Annotated in this window: 16 protein-coding genes; 13 read left to right on the top strand and 3 right to left on the bottom strand. The window is 56.4% G+C overall.

From position 1 onward, the window contains the following. The 9 genes from NB311A_RS05860 to NB311A_RS05900 all read left to right on the top strand — a co-directional run. Positions 1–764, top strand: a 764-nt coding sequence (locus NB311A_RS05860) for an IS66 family transposase (RefSeq protein ID WP_009797545.1), incomplete at its 5' end; no start/stop codon positions are given. A gap of 103 nt (positions 765–867) precedes the next feature. After that, positions 868–1,362, top strand: coding sequence for a hypothetical protein (locus tag NB311A_RS05865; RefSeq protein ID WP_009797546.1), 495 nt, complete (start codon positions 868–870; stop codon positions 1,360–1,362). Positions 1,363–1,473: 111 nt separating this feature from the next. Continuing rightward, entirely contained in the window at positions 1,474–2,805 is a 1,332-nt protein-coding gene (locus NB311A_RS05870) for a site-specific DNA-methyltransferase (RefSeq protein WP_009797547.1), read from the top strand. Continuing rightward, positions 2,798–3,298 (top strand): DUF5681 domain-containing protein, encoded by a 501-nt coding sequence (locus NB311A_RS05875; RefSeq protein WP_131522881.1) that lies wholly within the window; start codon positions 2,798–2,800, stop codon positions 3,296–3,298. Before NB311A_RS05870 ends, NB311A_RS05875 begins: the two co-directional genes overlap by 8 nt. Position 3,299: 1 nt before the next feature. Next, entirely contained in the window at positions 3,300–4,733 is a 1,434-nt protein-coding gene (gene terL / locus NB311A_RS05880; RefSeq protein WP_165475227.1) for a phage terminase large subunit, read from the top strand. A gap of 506 nt (positions 4,734–5,239) precedes the next feature. Next, positions 5,240–5,443: a hypothetical protein gene (locus NB311A_RS05885; RefSeq protein WP_009797550.1), complete on the top strand. Its 204-nt coding sequence runs from the start codon at positions 5,240–5,242 to the stop codon at positions 5,441–5,443. Positions 5,444–5,887: 444 nt separating this feature from the next. Next, on the top strand, positions 5,888–6,043 hold the full coding sequence (locus NB311A_RS21795; protein ID WP_009797553.1) for a hypothetical protein: 156 nt from the start codon (positions 5,888–5,890) through the stop codon (positions 6,041–6,043). A 166-nt stretch (positions 6,044–6,209) separates the two neighbouring features. Further along, positions 6,210–6,563, top strand: a complete 354-nt coding sequence (locus tag NB311A_RS05890; protein ID WP_009797554.1) for a hypothetical protein — start codon at positions 6,210–6,212, stop codon at positions 6,561–6,563. A gap of 901 nt (positions 6,564–7,464) precedes the next feature. Beyond that, positions 7,465–7,938 carry a hypothetical protein gene (locus NB311A_RS05900; protein ID WP_009797555.1) on the top strand — a complete coding sequence of 158 codons (474 nt, stop codon included), beginning with the start codon at positions 7,465–7,467 and terminating at the stop codon, positions 7,936–7,938. Positions 7,939–8,574: 636 nt separating this feature from the next. Here NB311A_RS05900 and NB311A_RS05905 read toward each other — a convergent pair. From NB311A_RS05905 to NB311A_RS05925, 3 genes are all read right to left on the bottom strand, one after another. Next, positions 8,575–9,483 (bottom strand): MBL fold metallo-hydrolase, encoded by a 909-nt coding sequence (locus NB311A_RS05905; protein WP_040674120.1) that lies wholly within the window; start codon positions 9,481–9,483, stop codon positions 8,575–8,577. A gap of 3,134 nt (positions 9,484–12,617) precedes the next feature. After that, positions 12,618–12,908, bottom strand: coding sequence for a hypothetical protein (locus tag NB311A_RS22225; RefSeq protein ID WP_009797560.1), 291 nt, complete (start codon positions 12,906–12,908; stop codon positions 12,618–12,620). A 391-nt stretch (positions 12,909–13,299) separates the two neighbouring features. Further along, entirely contained in the window at positions 13,300–13,704 is a 405-nt protein-coding gene (locus tag NB311A_RS05925; protein WP_040674121.1) for a helix-turn-helix domain-containing protein, read from the bottom strand. A gap of 339 nt (positions 13,705–14,043) precedes the next feature. Here NB311A_RS05925 and NB311A_RS22230 point away from each other — a divergent pair, with 339 nt between their 5' ends. The 4 genes from NB311A_RS22230 (at position 14,044) to NB311A_RS05945 (ending at position 16,105) form a co-directional block, all read left to right on the top strand. Next, positions 14,044–14,454, top strand: a complete 411-nt coding sequence (locus tag NB311A_RS22230; RefSeq protein ID WP_131522882.1) for a hypothetical protein — start codon at positions 14,044–14,046, stop codon at positions 14,452–14,454. Between the two features lie 414 nt (positions 14,455–14,868). Beyond that, a complete protein-coding gene (locus tag NB311A_RS05935; RefSeq protein ID WP_009797563.1) occupies positions 14,869–15,357 on the top strand; it encodes a cupin domain-containing protein in 489 nt (162 codons plus the stop codon). Positions 15,358–15,453: 96 nt separating this feature from the next. Continuing rightward, complete coding sequence (locus tag NB311A_RS05940) at positions 15,454–15,858, top strand: DUF3597 domain-containing protein (protein WP_040674122.1); 405 nt, start codon at positions 15,454–15,456, stop codon at positions 15,856–15,858. A gap of 22 nt (positions 15,859–15,880) precedes the next feature. Next, complete coding sequence (locus NB311A_RS05945; protein WP_040674096.1) at positions 15,881–16,105, top strand: cold-shock protein; 225 nt, start codon at positions 15,881–15,883, stop codon at positions 16,103–16,105. Positions 16,106–16,153: the final 48 nt, after the last annotated feature.

The raw sequence follows: 16,153 nt of genomic DNA on the forward strand, positions 1-16,153 counted from the left end.
AAACTGGCCGGTTGTGGGTGTACGCCCGCGATGACCGGCCTTGGAACGGACCGGATCCGCCAGCCGCGGTCTATCTATACAGCCCCGATCGCAAGGCTGAGCGTCCCGCTGCTCATCTGGCCAACTTCAGCGGCATCGTTCAGGTCGACGGTTATCCCGGGTTCGATCGGCTTCGCGACGGCGGCACCATCCAGCTCGCAGCTTGTTGGGCTCACGCCAGGCGGAAGTTCTACGAGGTGCAGCAGGCGACCGCCTCGCCTGTCGCGACCGAAGCGCTGCGACGCATCGCCGAGCTTTACGTGATCGAGGCCGCCATCCGCGGCCAGACCGCGGAAGCACGGCAAAGCATGCGTCGATCAAAGTCGTTGCCTCTGGTCACGGCGATGAAAGCATGGCTCGAAATGCAACTCGCCCAAATCCCGCCGCGCGGCGGGCTCGCCGATGCCACTCGCTATGCCCTGAGCCGCTGGGATGCTCTTTGCTGCTTCCTCAATGACGGCCGCATCGAGCTCGACACCAACACCGTCGAACGCGCCATTCGCCCCATCACGCTCGGACGAAAGAACCACCTGTTCGCCGGATCAGATGGCGGGGCTCAGCGCTGGGCCACAGTCTGCTCCCTCATGACTACGGCAAAGCTAAATGACGTCGAGCCCTTCACCTATCTCAAGGACATCCTTGAACGCATGTCGGCCGGTCATCCCATGAGCCGGCTCGATCAGCTCTTGCCATGGAACTGGCGCCCGGCAACTATCCTCAACTAAGATGACGTGTCAGAAATAGACGCTTACGCTTTTTTCTGAGCACGCTACCCTTTTCATTCGCTCCAGTTTGTCTATAGATATTTGATAGACAGGAGAGCTTTCCTTGCCTCATTCTGCAATTGCCGTTTTCACCAGCAAAACACTTGAGACGCTGCTCGCACACGGCGGTTCCGGCCCCTGGGTAGGTGCGGAGCAACGCGTGCATCAGCAAGAATTTCTGGTCTGTGTCCGAAAGGAGAGGCCCGGCGCGGAAAGCCACGGCGGGGCCTTTTTGGTCGGTAAGATCAGTGCAGTCCGTAAGCACGGATTTGACCGACGAGGTCAACAGCGCTGGTTTTTCGAGATCAGCGAATTCGCCATCCCCGCTCTTAGCGGCCGATGGGAGTGGCGTAATCCGGTCAGGTATACAACCCTTGAGGAACTCGGGATTGAGCTAAAGAAGCTCAAATTCAAGCCTGCGCCGCCGGCCACGCAGACGATACCAACGCCGGACGCCATTTCTAGCGTCAAGCCCTTAACGATAGCCGAGGCCAAGGCGGGGCTGGCCGCGAAATTCGGCGTGAGCCCGGACGCAATAGACATCCACATCAAAGGATAATCGGGGGGCGCGTTAAGCATTGCGGGCATTGGTATGCCGCGCTACATTGCCATGTTTATTAGATATCTATAGATATGCCTGACGGAATACCCGGTAATCGCAGGCATCGATATGAATAGCCCACAGATCCAACACGTCGCGCCACAAAGTTTGAGGCCGTATGCCGGAAACGCACGCACGCACTCAAAAAAACAGATCAAACAGATCGCGGGATCAATCGAGCGCTTCGGATTCATCAATCCGTTGATCGTTTGTGACGGGGTGGCGATCGCCGGGAATGGGCGCTTGCAGGCTGCGCTGCAGCTAGGTCTTAAATCGATTCCGATCATCGTCGTGGAAAATTTGTCCGATGCTGACCGCCGGGCCTATGTGATTGCTGACAATCGGCTCGCGCAGAATGCAGGCTGGGACCCTGATGTTCTGGCGATCGAATTGCAGGGCCTTCTTGACCTTGGCTTTGACGATTTAGAACTGACAGGATTTTCACTCGGCGAAATCGACGGTATTCTCAGCGACGCCGCAGAGAAGAACCCTCTCGAGCCCGGCCCCGAAGACTCACTTCCGGAACATTTCGGAGCTGCCGTCTCGCGTCCAGGCGATTTGTGGATCCTCGGAGCACATCGTTTGATCTGCGGCGACGCTCAGAACGAGGCGGACTACGTCCGCGTATTGGCAGGAAAGCCGGCCGATCTCGTTCTGACAGATCCGCCCTATAACGTTCCTATCAAGGGCCACGTCTGCGGCTTAGGCAAGATACAGCATGCTGAATTTGCGATGGCCTCCGGCGAAATGTCGGAGAGCGAATTCAAACGTTTCCTCGCGACATTTCTTGCTCACGCTAAAGCTCATTCCAAGGCCGCGGCAATTCTATTCGTCTTTATGGACTGGCGTCATTTGTTCGAACTGACCGTGGCGGGACGCGAGAATAACCTGGAGCTGAAGAATCTTATCGTTTGGGCCAAAGACAATGCCGGCATGGGAAGTTTCTATCGATCAAAACATGAACTCTGTTTTGTCTTCAAAAATGGCGAGGGTTCTCACGTCAATACCTTTGAGCTCGGCCAGCATGGTCGCTATCGGACGAATGTTTGGGAATACGCCGGCGTCAACACGTTTCGAGCGGGTCGTTCAGGAGATCTGGCGATGCATCCAACGGTTAAGCCAACGGCGATGATTGCAGATGCCATTCGCGACGTGACCAAACGGGGAGCCGTAGTGCTCGATCCCTTCGCAGGCAGCGGAACGACGCTGATCGCAGCCGAAAAGACCGGACGCGCGGCGTGTGCCATCGAATATGATCCGCGCTTCTGTGATGTCATCATACGTCGTTGGCAGGCTTACACCGGTAAGGCTGCGACGCTTGAGGGCGACGCAGACACCTTCGAAGACGTTGAGCTGAAACGCGCCAGTTCCTCGACCTCCGAGGACAATGGCAATGGATGACGATCGCCAGCCTGAGGTCCTTCTCCCGGCCCCATCCTCGGATGACGCCACCGTTGGCCCTGGCCGCCCGCCGAAAGCAACACGTTGGAAAAAAGGAGGTCCCTCGCCCAATCCTAAAGGGCGTCCGCGAAAAGATTCCATGTTCGCAGACGTGAAGAGGCTATTCGAAGATGCATTGAAGCAGAAGGTTCCGCTGACGCGCAACGGCCGACGCGTGTACCTGGCGAAGGTTGAGCTGGGCTTTGAGCAACTGGCAAACCAGTTTGCCAAGGGTGATCGCCATGCGCGGCGTGACGTTTTCACGTATTCTGAACAGCTGGGCATTGACCTTACCGGAAAGGCAGAGGCTCTCAAAGAGACGCTGGCACCCAACCACCAGGAGATCCTCGGCGCCTATTTAGCCCGTCAACGATCGTCGGACGAACGGCTTAAAGATGAGCGCGTGATTGCGCCGGTCGATTTGCTCGATAACGACGCGGATGAAGTGCGCTAGTATGAGCCACATATCAAATGCCCTTGATACGGCAGAAATCCCTCCCCAGCTTGTGCTGCGCGCGGCGCTCGCCTGCGATTTCTGTGCATTTATTGAGTTTAGCTTTGGCGTCCTTCGACCGGGGACGCCATTTCGACCCAATTGGCACATTGAGGCGATGGCTCACAAGCTGGCTCAGATCGCCTCTGGCGAGGTCAAACGGCTTATCGTCACCCTGCCCCCGCGCAATCTCAAATCAATCTGCGCGTCCGTTGCGCTGCCTGCTTGGTTTCTTGGTCATCATCCCTCGGAACGGGTCGTCGCCGTTTCCTATTCCGATTCGCTCGCGAAAACCCACGCCAACGATTTCCGCAAAGTCGTGAGTGATCCGATCTATCAGGCCACGTTTCCGGCAATGAGGGTTTCACGCGATACCGATAGTGAGATCCATACCACGCTACGCGGGCGGCGCTACGCCACCTCGATCGAAGGAACATTGACAGGGCGCGGCGGTAACCTTGTCATCATCGATGATCCACTCAAACCCAACGATGCCCATTCGGAAGCAGCCCGTACTCGGAGTATAGAATGGTATCGCTCGACGCTGGTGACGCGACCCGACGACAAGATGGCCGCCCGCATTGTCGTTGTCATGCAACGCGTTCACGAGGAAGATCTGGTTGGTTATCTTTTGGACCAGGGCGGATTTGAGGTCTTAAATCTTCCAGCGATCGCGCAATCGGATGCCTCCTATGAGCTTGGCGCGGGTGGTATTTACAGGCGCCAAAAGGGTGAACTGCTTCATCCCAACCACGAACCGGCCGAGGTACTGCGCGATCTCAAGAAAAACATGGGATCCTATGCATTCTCTGCGCAGTACCAGCAGTCTCCTATTCCACCAGGTGGCCGGATCATCAAAAAAAGATGGTTCAAGAGATACGGCCAATTGAGTCATGAACCGCGCGATCGTATTCTCATTAGCTGGGATATCGCGCTGAGCGAAACTGAGGCCGGAGACTTTTCGGTAGGCGTCGTGCTGCTCTGCCGAGAGGAAACGTTTTATGTCCTCGATGTTGTTCGGGGCAAATTTCCCTTCGATCAACTCAAGCGCAAAATTATAGAACAAAAGCAAATCTATCATCGCTCAACATTAATTATTGAGGAGTCTCCCATCAGTCATGGCCTCATTCAATCATTACAGGAATCGCGCATCAATGTGGTCACGTTCCGGCCCGACAGAGACAAACGGGCTCGAGTGATTTCACAGAGCGATCTGTTCGAAGGCGGATCCGTGTTTTTTCCAACTACAGCACCGTGGCTCGAGGACTTTGAACATGAACTCCTTGCCTTTCCGGGCCGGCATGATGACCAAGTTGATGCTCTGATTCAGGGTATCGCTTGGCAGCGCGAAGGATTCGGCATCGCGCAGTCAGGGCGAACGATCGGAATGATTTAATGGAACGGCGAAGACCCGCGCTCGCGAAGTAGGTCATTAGGGACATCCGTCGTACGACCGCATAACAGTACTCGGCTGAGGGAAAGCGACGCGGTGAGGAGTCGATCGCCGCGCCGTACCGCCGCCAAGGCTTCACTGAGAGCCTGTATCAAAATTGGTCGAAGGGGTTTCTGCAAGCCGCTAAGAAGCAGCTTGCCGGCAAGACGGCGCGGACGGCCACCGGCGACGAGGTGAAAGTGAGAGCTTAGCATGATACAATCACGCTAACGAAAGGGAGATGAGGTCCGATGAGATCCGCGCCTTTATTGCCGAAAATGAAACGCGACTGAAGACGAAGGATTAGGGCCTGCCTCAAAGCTGGAGCTTGGGGCGCGACTGGCACGGAACAATCAGTTGTCATCCGATAACAGTTCCGAAACCATTCGCTCTGCCTGTCAAATCCGCTAACGATTTCGAAAATCGCTCGCTGCATAGTCGCCCGCGTCAAAAGAAGCGGGGTTCGTTGTATGAGTGGGAATGTTGACCTGGAAAACGTGCGTCGATATCGCACCATTGCTTCGCTCTATCGTCAGACCGCCGCGTTCCGTCCTGCGCAAAGATGGACGCTCCTGGCGCAAGCCTATGAATATGAGCGTCTCGCGATGACAGAGCTCGAAGCCCACTTCAACGGTTATGACAGCGCATCGTGGAACGTGGCTGCCACTGCGTGAGCGCGGTCGAAGAGCCGGCTTCCAATTTGTCGCGGTTAATGCATCCCCTCGGCCAGCCACCGAAACCGCCCCGTCTCTATCGCGGCGTTCGCTACCCGCTCAGCCGTCCAAAGATGCAAATCGACGGAGTCAGGCATCCTGAGGACTTTCGGCGCGCTTTGATAGATAAAGAAACAGCGATCGAACTGACGTCGTGATGAAACCGCCGGACATAGTATCGAGTTCTGCCTGTGGTGACCGGCTCTTGAACTGAATCCAGGCGACCTCGTTTGTGATCGGTTGCGGCAGCACCATATCCACATCACCTTAGAGCGGGGCTAGGGAAACGAATTCGCTGCCCGTCCCGGACAATCCCGTCACAGCTCGGGGACTGAAGGCTTAAGCTTTGAATGAACTTTGCGTCTGCCCGCGCATTAGCGGAGCAGTTAAGAAAGGGAGAGTTCAATGTCGAACCCGAATGACAAGGTAGACCACAGCTCAAAGGCCCCGCTGAAGTCCGACATGAAGGCAGGCGTTCAGCCCAACCAGCAGCCGGGCGTGAAGATCCCGAAGAAGGAGGGCGAGCACCCGGAAGGTACGCAAGACCAGGGCAAGAGCTGAGAGCTCGCACCTCCAAGAAGCCGCCAGCCTGCAGCCGGCTGGCGGCGCGAGGGCGATGAGCGAGAAGCTGCGCCCATTACACAAAGAAACAGGGGCGCAAATCTGAGACCGGGCAGTTAGGAACCCAGCCTGTACAACGCGGTTTCTCATTAGCATTTGGAAAACAATGGTGATCGTCATGTCGGATATTTTCAGATCATTGCTCAAGCTTTCAGCCGTTCCTGCGCGCTTTGGGTTAGTTGCTGCTGACGCTGCGGTGACCGTCGGAAAATCGATCGTTGAGCCGGAACAAACGCAGCAGAATCACTTTGCTCCGGCCGCGCGGTTTACCGCTGCGGAGATCAACGCCGCGGCGCAAATCATTAAAGCCAGCATGACTATCGGTCGAGACACGACCTTCCTCAATCTGCTTGAGCTCAATTTCCCGGAGGCGACTATCAGAGCGATGGCTGAAGCCGCATTGATCGCCGCGCGCGATGTTCGTCTCCAGGCCACCACCGGTACCGGTACCCAGCATTAAGTCCTGTATTCTAGGCGTCGGGCACTTCGGTGCGTGCTTGGCCGGCCTTCTCCTAACACTCTTGTAAGTAATTCAACAGCGCGTCACGTCTGCAAGTCTGATGGATACTCTCGCAATAGCGTTACATGGATCGCGGAAGTTCACAGCTAATCGCCGGAACTCTAAGCCGCCGGCTCCGTTTCCCTCGATGGAAATTGCGGTTCAAGAAGCGCGTCCTCAAGCTGAGGTAGGTGCCGCCGGCGATAAGCTGCTTATGTTTCACCAATGCGCGACCGCCGCCAGCATCGACCGACGGGCCCATCCGGACTCGAACCCCTTTCCTCAGCTAGACGTCCCAAAAAAACCCAACTTAGACGTCCCAAAAACACCCGCATTAGACGTGCCGAAAAAACCTGACCTGGACGCTCCAAAAAAACCTGATCTAGCCTAAGCGGTAACGCCTACCGGATCGCAGTCTGGCGAGCGATGCCGGGTGCTTCCGCTGATCGTCGGAGCACCCATACGTCAAGGCGCTTTCTGTCATTTTCAATTTGCCTCTCTTAGTCGGAGTGTGTGCCTGGACAATTCCGGGCGTGGACCAGCGACATACCGATGAGCGACTGGGTTGCCCTGGGATTTGGCGGCCTTTTTACGCTTGTGGTCGGAAGCGGATTGAATCGGGACTGATCTTCTACAGCAGCCGGGGCGGCTAGGATGTTGAGGCGTACCGAAAATGGCGTTCGAAGTAGTCCGAGACTTTCGATCGTCGATCCCCGGGTGCACTTGGGCGCCTTTCATTGCAATTCCTGTAGCAGCATCGAGCACAATAGAAAGCATCTTCGCCGATCTCGGAATGACGATCGCCTAATGTCATGAGTTCACTGGTCCCTCGCGGACAAAGGCTGGTCAGACACTACGCCGAATGCTCGTCGAGCACGGCGAGGGGCATCTCATCATTACGCTGCGCACCATCGTGGAATCATCCGGTAACGAACGCGCGCTGACGGCGGCCGGAATTCAGGGCGTGAGTGATCTCGTCCTGGCGCATGCGTCTTGGTCTGACCACGGACTGGCCTGGATCGAAGCGTTCTACAATATCGATTTGATCGAGCTCGCAAAGATTGCGAAGGCAAACCGCAAGGCGGTCCCGAAGCGTGAGGCTATGGCGGCGATGCTGTATGAGCGTTTGGCGCTGATCTTTGATCCGCCGCCGAAGCCAGGAAACATCGCCCATTCAAGCACACTAGAACGACGCCACGGTACGCTCATCTGCCGGCTACCTGATCAGGCGTCGGACTTTTCACCACGCGGCGGGAACGCCCACGCCCCATGCGTCTCCTTCTCTCGACACTCACGAGCGTACATCAACAGCGCATCACACGTCGCTGGTTGTTGATGGATCTGGCCAATCGCTCGGCCGGCTCAGCCTGCTCACGAAAACTCTGGATCATGTGCCACCTCATTTTAGGCACAAGTTGAGACTAAATGCCTTCGTTCCTCGAAGCATCGGCTCAGGCTTAATGGCGCGTAAATCCGAAAGGGTGGCCGACCCTCCGCACTGAAAAGGGAGGGTCGAGGCTAGCTGCGGTTGGCCCGCGCAGTGCGCGGTCGCGGTCCGGGCGAGTTGGCTCAAGCGTCGATCTCTTTCGCCGCCTCGGCCTTTGTGGCTCTTTTCAGAAGATCGCTTCGTTCGGCGGCGGCACGGCTTCTGCCTTTTGCCGCGTCTCTTGAGGCGCTTTTCGAGCGACTTGGTTTGTTTAACCCTGCGGCGTGTGCAGGTTCTTGTTACCGCCCAACTCGGGCTTGTGTATCGGCTCGTCTGGTCGGCCTGGAACTCCAGGAGACCGCGTGTGACGTGCACTGCGTCCTTCAGCTCTCCTCTTCCGCAATTCTTCGCACGCGTGCGCGTTCCCAAAATCACGCTCAACTAGTCAACGAGCTTCAGAGCGTCCTCGCCCGAGGGGGTTTCCACCTCCGGGTGACTTCCGCCACGAGATCTTTCGTACCCTTTTGCTCCATCTGTCCTCCTGGTTCAGTCCCAAGGCTCCCCTTCTAGAGCGTCTAGCGGGATTTTGAGAAAGCGTTTGCCATTGTTTTCTGGTTCGGGAAGTCGGCCACCCCGGATGTTCACTTGCATCGAATGCAGGATCAATTTGGGCATAGGCAGCTCGCGATCGCGTGCTTCGCGGAGCGCAACGAACTCCTCTTCGGTCTTTGCTTCTATGAGATGGCTGTTCTCAGCCCTCTGCTGGGCCACGGTGCTTTCCCAAGCAGGTTTCCTGCCACCGGGGCAGTAATCATGACCGGTGAACAGGCGCGTCTCGTCGGGCAAGGCCATGATGCGCTGTATGCTTCGCCAGAGCGCGGGAGCACTGCCGCCCGGGAAATCGGCGCGCGCCGTTCCGCCATCGAGCATGAAAATAGTATCGTGGATGAAGGCAGCGTCGCCAAGCAGGTAGGCGATGGAGGCTAGGGTGTGACCAGGGGTGAACAGCACCTCCACGTCCATGTTGCCGATCTTGAACCGCTCCCCATCAGCAAATAGCCGGTCCCATTGCGATCCGTCTGCCGGGCAACAGTCCGAAACGTTATAGATGCTCTGCCAGAGCTTCTGGACCTCAACGACCTTTTCACCGATCGCGGTCGGCACGTCTGTCCTGTCCTTCAAATAGCCAGCTGCTGAGAAGTGGTCCGCATGAGGATGGGTGTCGAGGATCCATTGAAGCCTAAAGCCCTGATCATCGACATAGCTCAGCAGCGCGTCGGCAGAGTGGGTCGCCGTTGCGCCGGACTTCGGGTCGAAATCAAGCACCGGATCGATGATCGCGCAGCTCTTGGTTTCGGGGTCGGCGACAACGTACTGAACGCTCGAAGTGCGCTTCTCGAAAAACCCCTTGACGAGGGGCCGTCCTGAAAGCCTCGGTAATGCTCGATCAGCCATTTTTTCCGTTCTCCTGAGGCGATAAGCGCGATGACGTCGCGCGATACGATGTAAAGACCGACGGCGATCACAAGATTGCAAAACGCGGCCCAAGGCCTGCTTCCCCGCCAGCGCGTTGCCGAGCGAAACGCGTGCAACTTCGCCCACGATACACTCCAATACGAAGAACGCCGCGAGAGGCGAACCGATGAGGCCTAAGATTGCATAGCTCGCCCCCATCGGCGCGCTGGGCGCTCCGGCAAGGGGCGGCGGACCACAATCGGGATGCGTTCCTGGATTGCGGATCCGGCACAAGAAATCCAGTCGAGCTAGAGACAAGCCTGTTCTGGCTGTTCGCACCCAGAATGGCCTGCCCAACCAAAATCAACAGCGGGCCTGATCGGGTCGGGGGTCATTGATTGGATTGCTACCACATAGTGCGCAGACAAGGCGGAACTAACGCCTCGGTATTCTCTTCATACCCGATCAAAAAGGAGCATTTCATGGCTACCGATGAGAGAAAAAAGCGCTGATTGGGAGCAACAAGGTCGAAGGGACACCCGTCTGCCGGTCGACACAGAGGTTACGCAATCGGACGGGAATCGGAGCCACCGCCCTCAACTTCAGCTCCGTGCGCAGGCTTTGGGCTAATCCATCGTCGGCACGATGGGTCAACATAGCTTCACCAGCTTGAGGTTAACAAATTTCTTGGAAGGCTAATGATGCTGGACACCAAGGGCCGTCAAACTTCCAATCGTGAACACGATGAGAAGCCAGGAAAGTTCATGCGTTTGTCGCCAGAATGCGATTCCCCAAAATCATGATAGAACCCGCTCAGCGCGAGCTAGATGGATTTGTTAAGCTTCTGGAGTCGTTTGGAATCAAGGTGCGTAGGCCGGATGCAGTCAACTGGAAACGCCGCTTCCGCACGCCGGACTGGCACTCGAGAGGTTTTGTTAATGCCTGCCCCCGCGATTCTATGCTGGTCATCGGCGATGAAATTGTCGAGACGCCGATGGCATGGCCGACCCGCTATTTCGAAACTCATTCTTATCGGACACTGCTGAAGGAGTACTTCCGCGCTGCCTCCTATTCTAAAAGATTGGGACATCTTGGTTGCGCCGGAGCCGAACCCAATCGAAGATCGGCTTCTCCAGATCACCTCCATGTGCGGTAAGTGGCTTAGTATGAATGTACTTACTCTCGACGAGAAGCGTGTTGTCGTTGAGCGACATCACACATCGATGATCAACGCGCTGGAACAGTGGGGGTTTGAGCCGGTACCTTGCGATTCTTACACTATGCCGCGTTTGGCGGTGCGTTTCATTGTGCGACGCTCGACATAGGCGGCGAGGTAGTCTGGAAAGCTACTTCTAGTTCAACGATTGGTCGATCCTTGGTGCCATTGACACCTCACCGCTGGACGTTTGTTTGCGGCGCGTCCTAAAACTGCATGGCACCGAGACATGGGAGCGGCGGGCCGCAAACCATATGCTGATTTGTCATCGTGACTTGCAGAAAACGATCGGCCTGATCCACGTCCTTCGATCATCTGCCGCCGCTCGGAGCGACATGCGCGCTCTCCATTTCTCCTATGATACGTCCCTAAGAAGCATTTTGAGCCGTCGAAGGTCGAACCCGGAAGATTGACCGCGCAGGCGATTAATGTCGCGCCGCTACCGCCTCACCGGAGCCGATGCAATTCGTCAACCATTCGCGGCGGTGATAATTGGTTCACCATCGCCGTTAAGCCCTTCTGACAATTCGTCGTGCGACTAATGCGTCATGATCGAAGACCAACTTCGACAGGGAGCGCGTCGGTCAGATTATTCTGGCCAGCGGGATCAGCATGGCAGCGAAGAAATCTCAAAAGAAAATCAGCGGTCGGACAACGACCGCGGCTGCCGCTGCTAATTCGATATCCATACATTGTCGGCAGCGTGATCAATACGGGCTTAGTGGCGATGAGTTCAGTTCAATCCTGCTTTGCCTCATAGCGACCAAGCGATTAATTTGAACCGCGCGGAAACGTGGTTCCAGGTTTAACCCGGTTCCGCGACATCAAGCTTAATCCCTGAGTTTCGTTGCGCCGGTTGTGGAGAGCGATAGCTTCCCGAAACCGGACATTGCCCTTCGTCCGGATCAGCGCTGGCGAGGCCGTCGGGCGAACATATACCGCTCGGCGGCTTCGTTCTGGAAAATGAGGATCTCATTTCACCACCGCTCAATCCGAACCTGACGCTACGCCACCGCTGAGCGCCGCGCCAAAGGGCCGACCAGAATTAATCATGAGGCGGTAGCATTCTCTGAGGGGGCTAGCGTGGATCCGAGACATTCAAACAAACCTGACCCTAAATGCCGTGAGACAGTCTTCAAACGGCGTGGTTTTGTTTAATTCGGCGGCGTATTCTGGTCATTTCTAGGCCTTGAAGGGATGGCGGGAAGGCCGCCATGCTTCTCGGGAGGGCGAGCACCATGAGTAGCATCTGAAAGGGCGGGACTATCGGAGGCGCGATTATCGTGCTGCTGGCCATAATTACGCGGCAATGAGCTACTTGGCTTTCAGTAACGCTAACCACGCAGCCGCCGCCGCGGTTGCCCTGTCCCATGCGATCTGTGCCGTGACGCCCGCTTGTAGGGCACCGACGAGTTGTCGGCAGGCGTATAAGAAAGTGGTTTCGGATTCCGCGATTTCGCCGTCAGTCTCTAAGTCTCTCGCTAGGCCTTCCACCAGCCAAGCGCGTCTTGGGCAGGCGAGCCTCTCGCAACCCTCAAAACCGAGACGGCTTAGCGGGCTCTAATCAAGCTTTCTTTCTCGCCCATCCGATCTTTGAGCCCTCACCACAATCGAATCGCTCGGAAGGTATTGAACCATAGGCTCAACGCCGGGTGCGGCAATCCTTTGCTTAAGACTGAGTGGATCGCGACGAGCTTGATGGCCTGTGCCGGCTAGAGGCCGGTGAGGGCCGACGAATGACCAGGTGCCGAACGACCCAGATCCTCATCGCGAGTGGCAGATAATCAGTGATCAGAAAAAATACGCATTGACCTCGGCCTTGCTCTGACTTGGAGTCCGGATCGGCTTGCTAGCGTCGCAAGCTTTTCTTTTGTTAGGCGATGTAACGGGCGGTCGAAGAAACGCCACACAACAGCGGCTAGTGCGAAAGCACCGGCGATAATACCCATGGTGAAGGCCGGATTTGTTGCTGTGGTGCGAGCGCCGTGAAGACAACGTAGCCGAGCTGCATGTGTAACAGGTAAAGGGGATACGTGATGCCGCCGGCGGCGAGCACGGCCTTTGCCGGCAGCGGCATGCGCTTGACCTTGGTCGCAAGAAGGACAAGCGCGAAAGAAATCAGACAAACGGCAACGGCCACCTTTGGGTCGAATGAACTGTCGGAATGTACGCCAAGCCGTTCAAGTTTATGGACGGTTTGGAATACCATTGTGCCCAGCGCTCGGCGTCCGCCCCTCCGCAGAGAAGGCGATAACAAAGCCGCTAATCGCGAAAAAAACGGGTACGCCGAGGAAACCGTATTGCGCAATCGGGGCTAACTCCGGAAGCGCCACCAAGTACGAGCCGTGCGAATAGGGGCCCAGAAAACGTAGTGATACAGAATAATGCCTGCGACAGCGGCGAGCCGCAGCAGGTCGAGGGCCGGTAGCCGCGAGGGCGCTGTCTGAATTTGCTGCACGAGCCTGATCTTCCAGAGCATGCACCACCCGCCCTATCGCTGAAGATCCCTTTAACACAACGATGAATGGGCATCCGTCACAGCAGGGCTAGTTCCTCCCCATTGCACGTTCCTACAGTGCCCGTGGTAACGAACGCCGTCTTTAGTCTTCGCGACATGCAATCTGCTCGACCAGGTTGACGACGCTGCGGCGGAGCTTTGGATCAGTGATCCGAGTGAATGCGCGGATCAGGGCTAGTCCCTGAGTTGTTGCGACAAAACTGGAAACGGAGTCAGGTGATGGCACCTGGCCGGGATCCTCGGTCGCGGAGATACGCGTGGGGCTACCCTCGAATAGAAAAGAAACCGGAACTCCAAGGATCTCGGAAATCTGCTTGATGCGACTGGCACCGACGCGATTAGTGCCTTTTTCGTACTTCTGAACCTGCTGAAATGTCAGCCCCAAAGCTTCCCCAAGTTGCTCCTGGCTCATGCCGAGCATAATGCGGCGCATGCGCACGCGGCTCCCGACATGCTTGTCAACGTAATTGGGCGACTTAATCGACATATCCTGGTCTCTTCGCCGGAAGGCCGCAGCGAGCTGTCGGTACAATCAGTTGCAGTTATCGTCAAATTCAACTCGATCACATGATGAAAATTCGAAGTTAATTCGTTATGGAATGGAATTGCTCGACTTGGCGTTAGTTCCGCTTCCCGATCGTCCTACGACTATGAAATAGGGTGGGGGTGCGGCTACGCCCCGACGTGCGCGTGCAACGATAGTGATCCTCGGGATACAAATCACGTAACGGTCATCGTAGAAGAGACGGCGCACTAGGCGCATCGCGTTGCAATTCATCGATCGCGCCTTACACCTGATACAACGCAATGGCGAAAGGCTGGCAGCGTGGTGAGCACCGGTTCGTTGTCCGCGGCGAAGCAATGGATTTCTCCGTTCCAACCGACACACCAGAGGGATATGCGCGGAAACGCTGCAACGGATCTATGCTCTTTTGATCGGCCGATTATCGAAGCGACAGCACGTGCCAGGTCAGAGCGCGTCCTGCGGTACCATGACGAGGGCCACGTCAATCTTCTCATTGTGATGATCATCGAGTCGGCGGATAACGAAAATGCGCTCGTCACGCCAGTGATCGAGGCCGTGCACCATGTGATGACTCGGCAATGCGCGTGGACGGAAAAGGGCTCAGAATGGCTCGAGGCGTTTGATCATCTGCCGCCGCTGATGACAATTCTCGAAGTTATGCGCGGGCTCGACCTTGTCCTCGAAACATCGCTTGGCAGTATCTCGGCATAATCCTGGAAAACAAGTTGAGGAAGCATTTCGAACCTGAGCCCCACTCAGAAGCCGCGGGTCGAGCAAAGTCTAAGGCCGAAATGGTGATCGCCGAGGGATTGTTCATCCTACAACACAAAGGAGAACACAAGACGTCTCGCATTACCCAGCTCGCCTTCGACAAGTTCGGGCTTAGTCCCACCAATTGCGCAAAGGTAATGAACGTATGGGGATCGCCTTTGGCTAGTGAAATGCCTCTCTCGTGTTGCGCTATATGAGCTCTCGGCGCCGTCGACCTCGCCGGCCGTTCTTGAAGCAATCGAAAATAGATTGCGCCTTAGAAAGAAGGTCAGGGCGCCAGAGATCAGGCGCTTACGAGCGACCTCGGGCTGAGGCTACCTCAAATCGCCGTCGCTTCAACGGTTGGAGAATATAATGAGCAAGGCGCCCGACGGCACCATTTGCATTGCCGCGCATGATGCCCCGCTGCGCGCGCGATCTTCAAATTATCCCGAGCCGTACCGGTCGCAGATGGCGAGGCGGCAGAAGAGGCCGCTTGGTGATCTGTTCGGAATTCGGAATTTCGGCGTCAACCTGACACGTCTTTTGCCGGGAGGTATGTCTTCGCTGATGCACCGGCACGATAAGCAGGACGAATTCATTTTCATTCTGGAAGGCCAACCCACGCTAGTGACGGATCAGGGGGAGTTCGAGCTCCAGTCAGGCATGTGCGCTGGCTTTCCGGCTAAGGGTCTTGCGCATCATCTGATCAATCGTACGGGATCCGACGTCGTGTATCTAGAGATCGGTGACCGCTCACCTGGGGATTCCGCTACCTATCCAAACGACGATCTTGAGGCAGTGCTGGATTCGTCGGGAGCTTGGCAATTCCTGCATAAGGATGGAAAGCCCTACACTGAGTGAAGCCAATCTCAGGGCGGCGGAATGGGATGGAACGAACCTGATCGGGCGCGTTATCTCGAGGTTGAATTGTTCCTCGCGGCCGAACGGAGCGTCACAATGAGCATATTTGGAAAGATCATGGGTGCCATCTTCGGCAGCCACGCCGAAGCTGCGACACCGGAATCAAAACCCGAGACAGGCGGCGGGTTTTCTGCGACCCCGGCCACCTCTACCTCAAATGGAACGGCCGCCGGCAGCTCTGTTGACGTTGCAGCCATTCTCGACAAGGCTGTAGCGAAGAAAAACGAACAGCTGGCCTGGCGAACTTCGATCGTTGATCTCATGAAGGCTCTCGACGTCGACTCCAGCCTAGAATCTCGCAAGGAGCTGGCGAAGGATCTGGGCTTTCCCGGCGACATGAATGACTCCGCGACGATGAACATTTGGCTGCATAAGCAAATGATGGCACAGCTGGCAGCTAACGGCGGCAAATTACCGCCTGATCTCGCCCGCGCAGCTTAGCGGGAGGTTCGCTTCGTTATTCATGCCAACAGGAGTTCGACAAGTGACAATTGGTACTGTGAAGTGGTTCAACGGGCAGAAGAGTTATGGCTTCATAGCACCCGACAACGGCGGCAAAGTTGTCTTCGTGCACATCTCGGCCGTGGAGAAGGCGGGCCTTGGCTCGCTCAACGAGGGCGACAAAGTGAGCTACGAGGTCGTTGTGAACCGCGGCAAGGAAAGCGCGGAGAACCTTCGGGTAAGTTGATCCGTCTGCCCGCCGGTCAAGGCTGGCGGGCGATCGCTAATCCCGCGG

This window comes from Nitrobacter sp. Nb-311A, assembly GCF_000152905.1.
Taxonomy (GTDB): Bacteria; Pseudomonadota; Alphaproteobacteria; order Rhizobiales; family Xanthobacteraceae; genus Nitrobacter.

Bases quoted from the DNA above. Each gene is read 5' to 3' on its own strand.
- NB311A_RS05870 (WP_009797547.1), top strand. From the start codon at position 1,474: ATGAATAGCCCACAGATCCAACACGTCGCGCCACAAAGTTTGAGGCCG.
- NB311A_RS05875 (WP_131522881.1), top strand. From the start codon at position 2,798: ATGGATGACGATCGCCAGCCTGAGGTCCTTCTCCCGGCCCCATCCTCG.
- terL (WP_165475227.1), top strand. From the start codon at position 3,300: ATGAGCCACATATCAAATGCCCTTGATACGGCAGAAATCCCTCCCCAG.
- NB311A_RS05885 (WP_009797550.1), top strand. From the start codon at position 5,240: ATGAGTGGGAATGTTGACCTGGAAAACGTGCGTCGATATCGCACCATT.
- NB311A_RS21795 (WP_009797553.1), top strand. From the start codon at position 5,888: ATGTCGAACCCGAATGACAAGGTAGACCACAGCTCAAAGGCCCCGCTG.
- NB311A_RS05890 (WP_009797554.1), top strand. From the start codon at position 6,210: ATGGTGATCGTCATGTCGGATATTTTCAGATCATTGCTCAAGCTTTCA.
- NB311A_RS05900 (WP_009797555.1), top strand. From the start codon at position 7,465: ATGCTCGTCGAGCACGGCGAGGGGCATCTCATCATTACGCTGCGCACC.
- NB311A_RS05905 (WP_040674120.1), bottom strand. From the start codon at position 9,483: ATGGCTGATCGAGCATTACCGAGGCTTTCAGGACGGCCCCTCGTCAAG.
- NB311A_RS22225 (WP_009797560.1), bottom strand. From the start codon at position 12,908: ATGGTATTCCAAACCGTCCATAAACTTGAACGGCTTGGCGTACATTCC.
- NB311A_RS05925 (WP_040674121.1), bottom strand. From the start codon at position 13,704: ATGTCGATTAAGTCGCCCAATTACGTTGACAAGCATGTCGGGAGCCGC.
- NB311A_RS05935 (WP_009797563.1), top strand. From the start codon at position 14,869: ATGAGCAAGGCGCCCGACGGCACCATTTGCATTGCCGCGCATGATGCC.
- NB311A_RS05940 (WP_040674122.1), top strand. From the start codon at position 15,454: ATGAGCATATTTGGAAAGATCATGGGTGCCATCTTCGGCAGCCACGCC.
- NB311A_RS05945 (WP_040674096.1), top strand. From the start codon at position 15,881: ATGCCAACAGGAGTTCGACAAGTGACAATTGGTACTGTGAAGTGGTTC.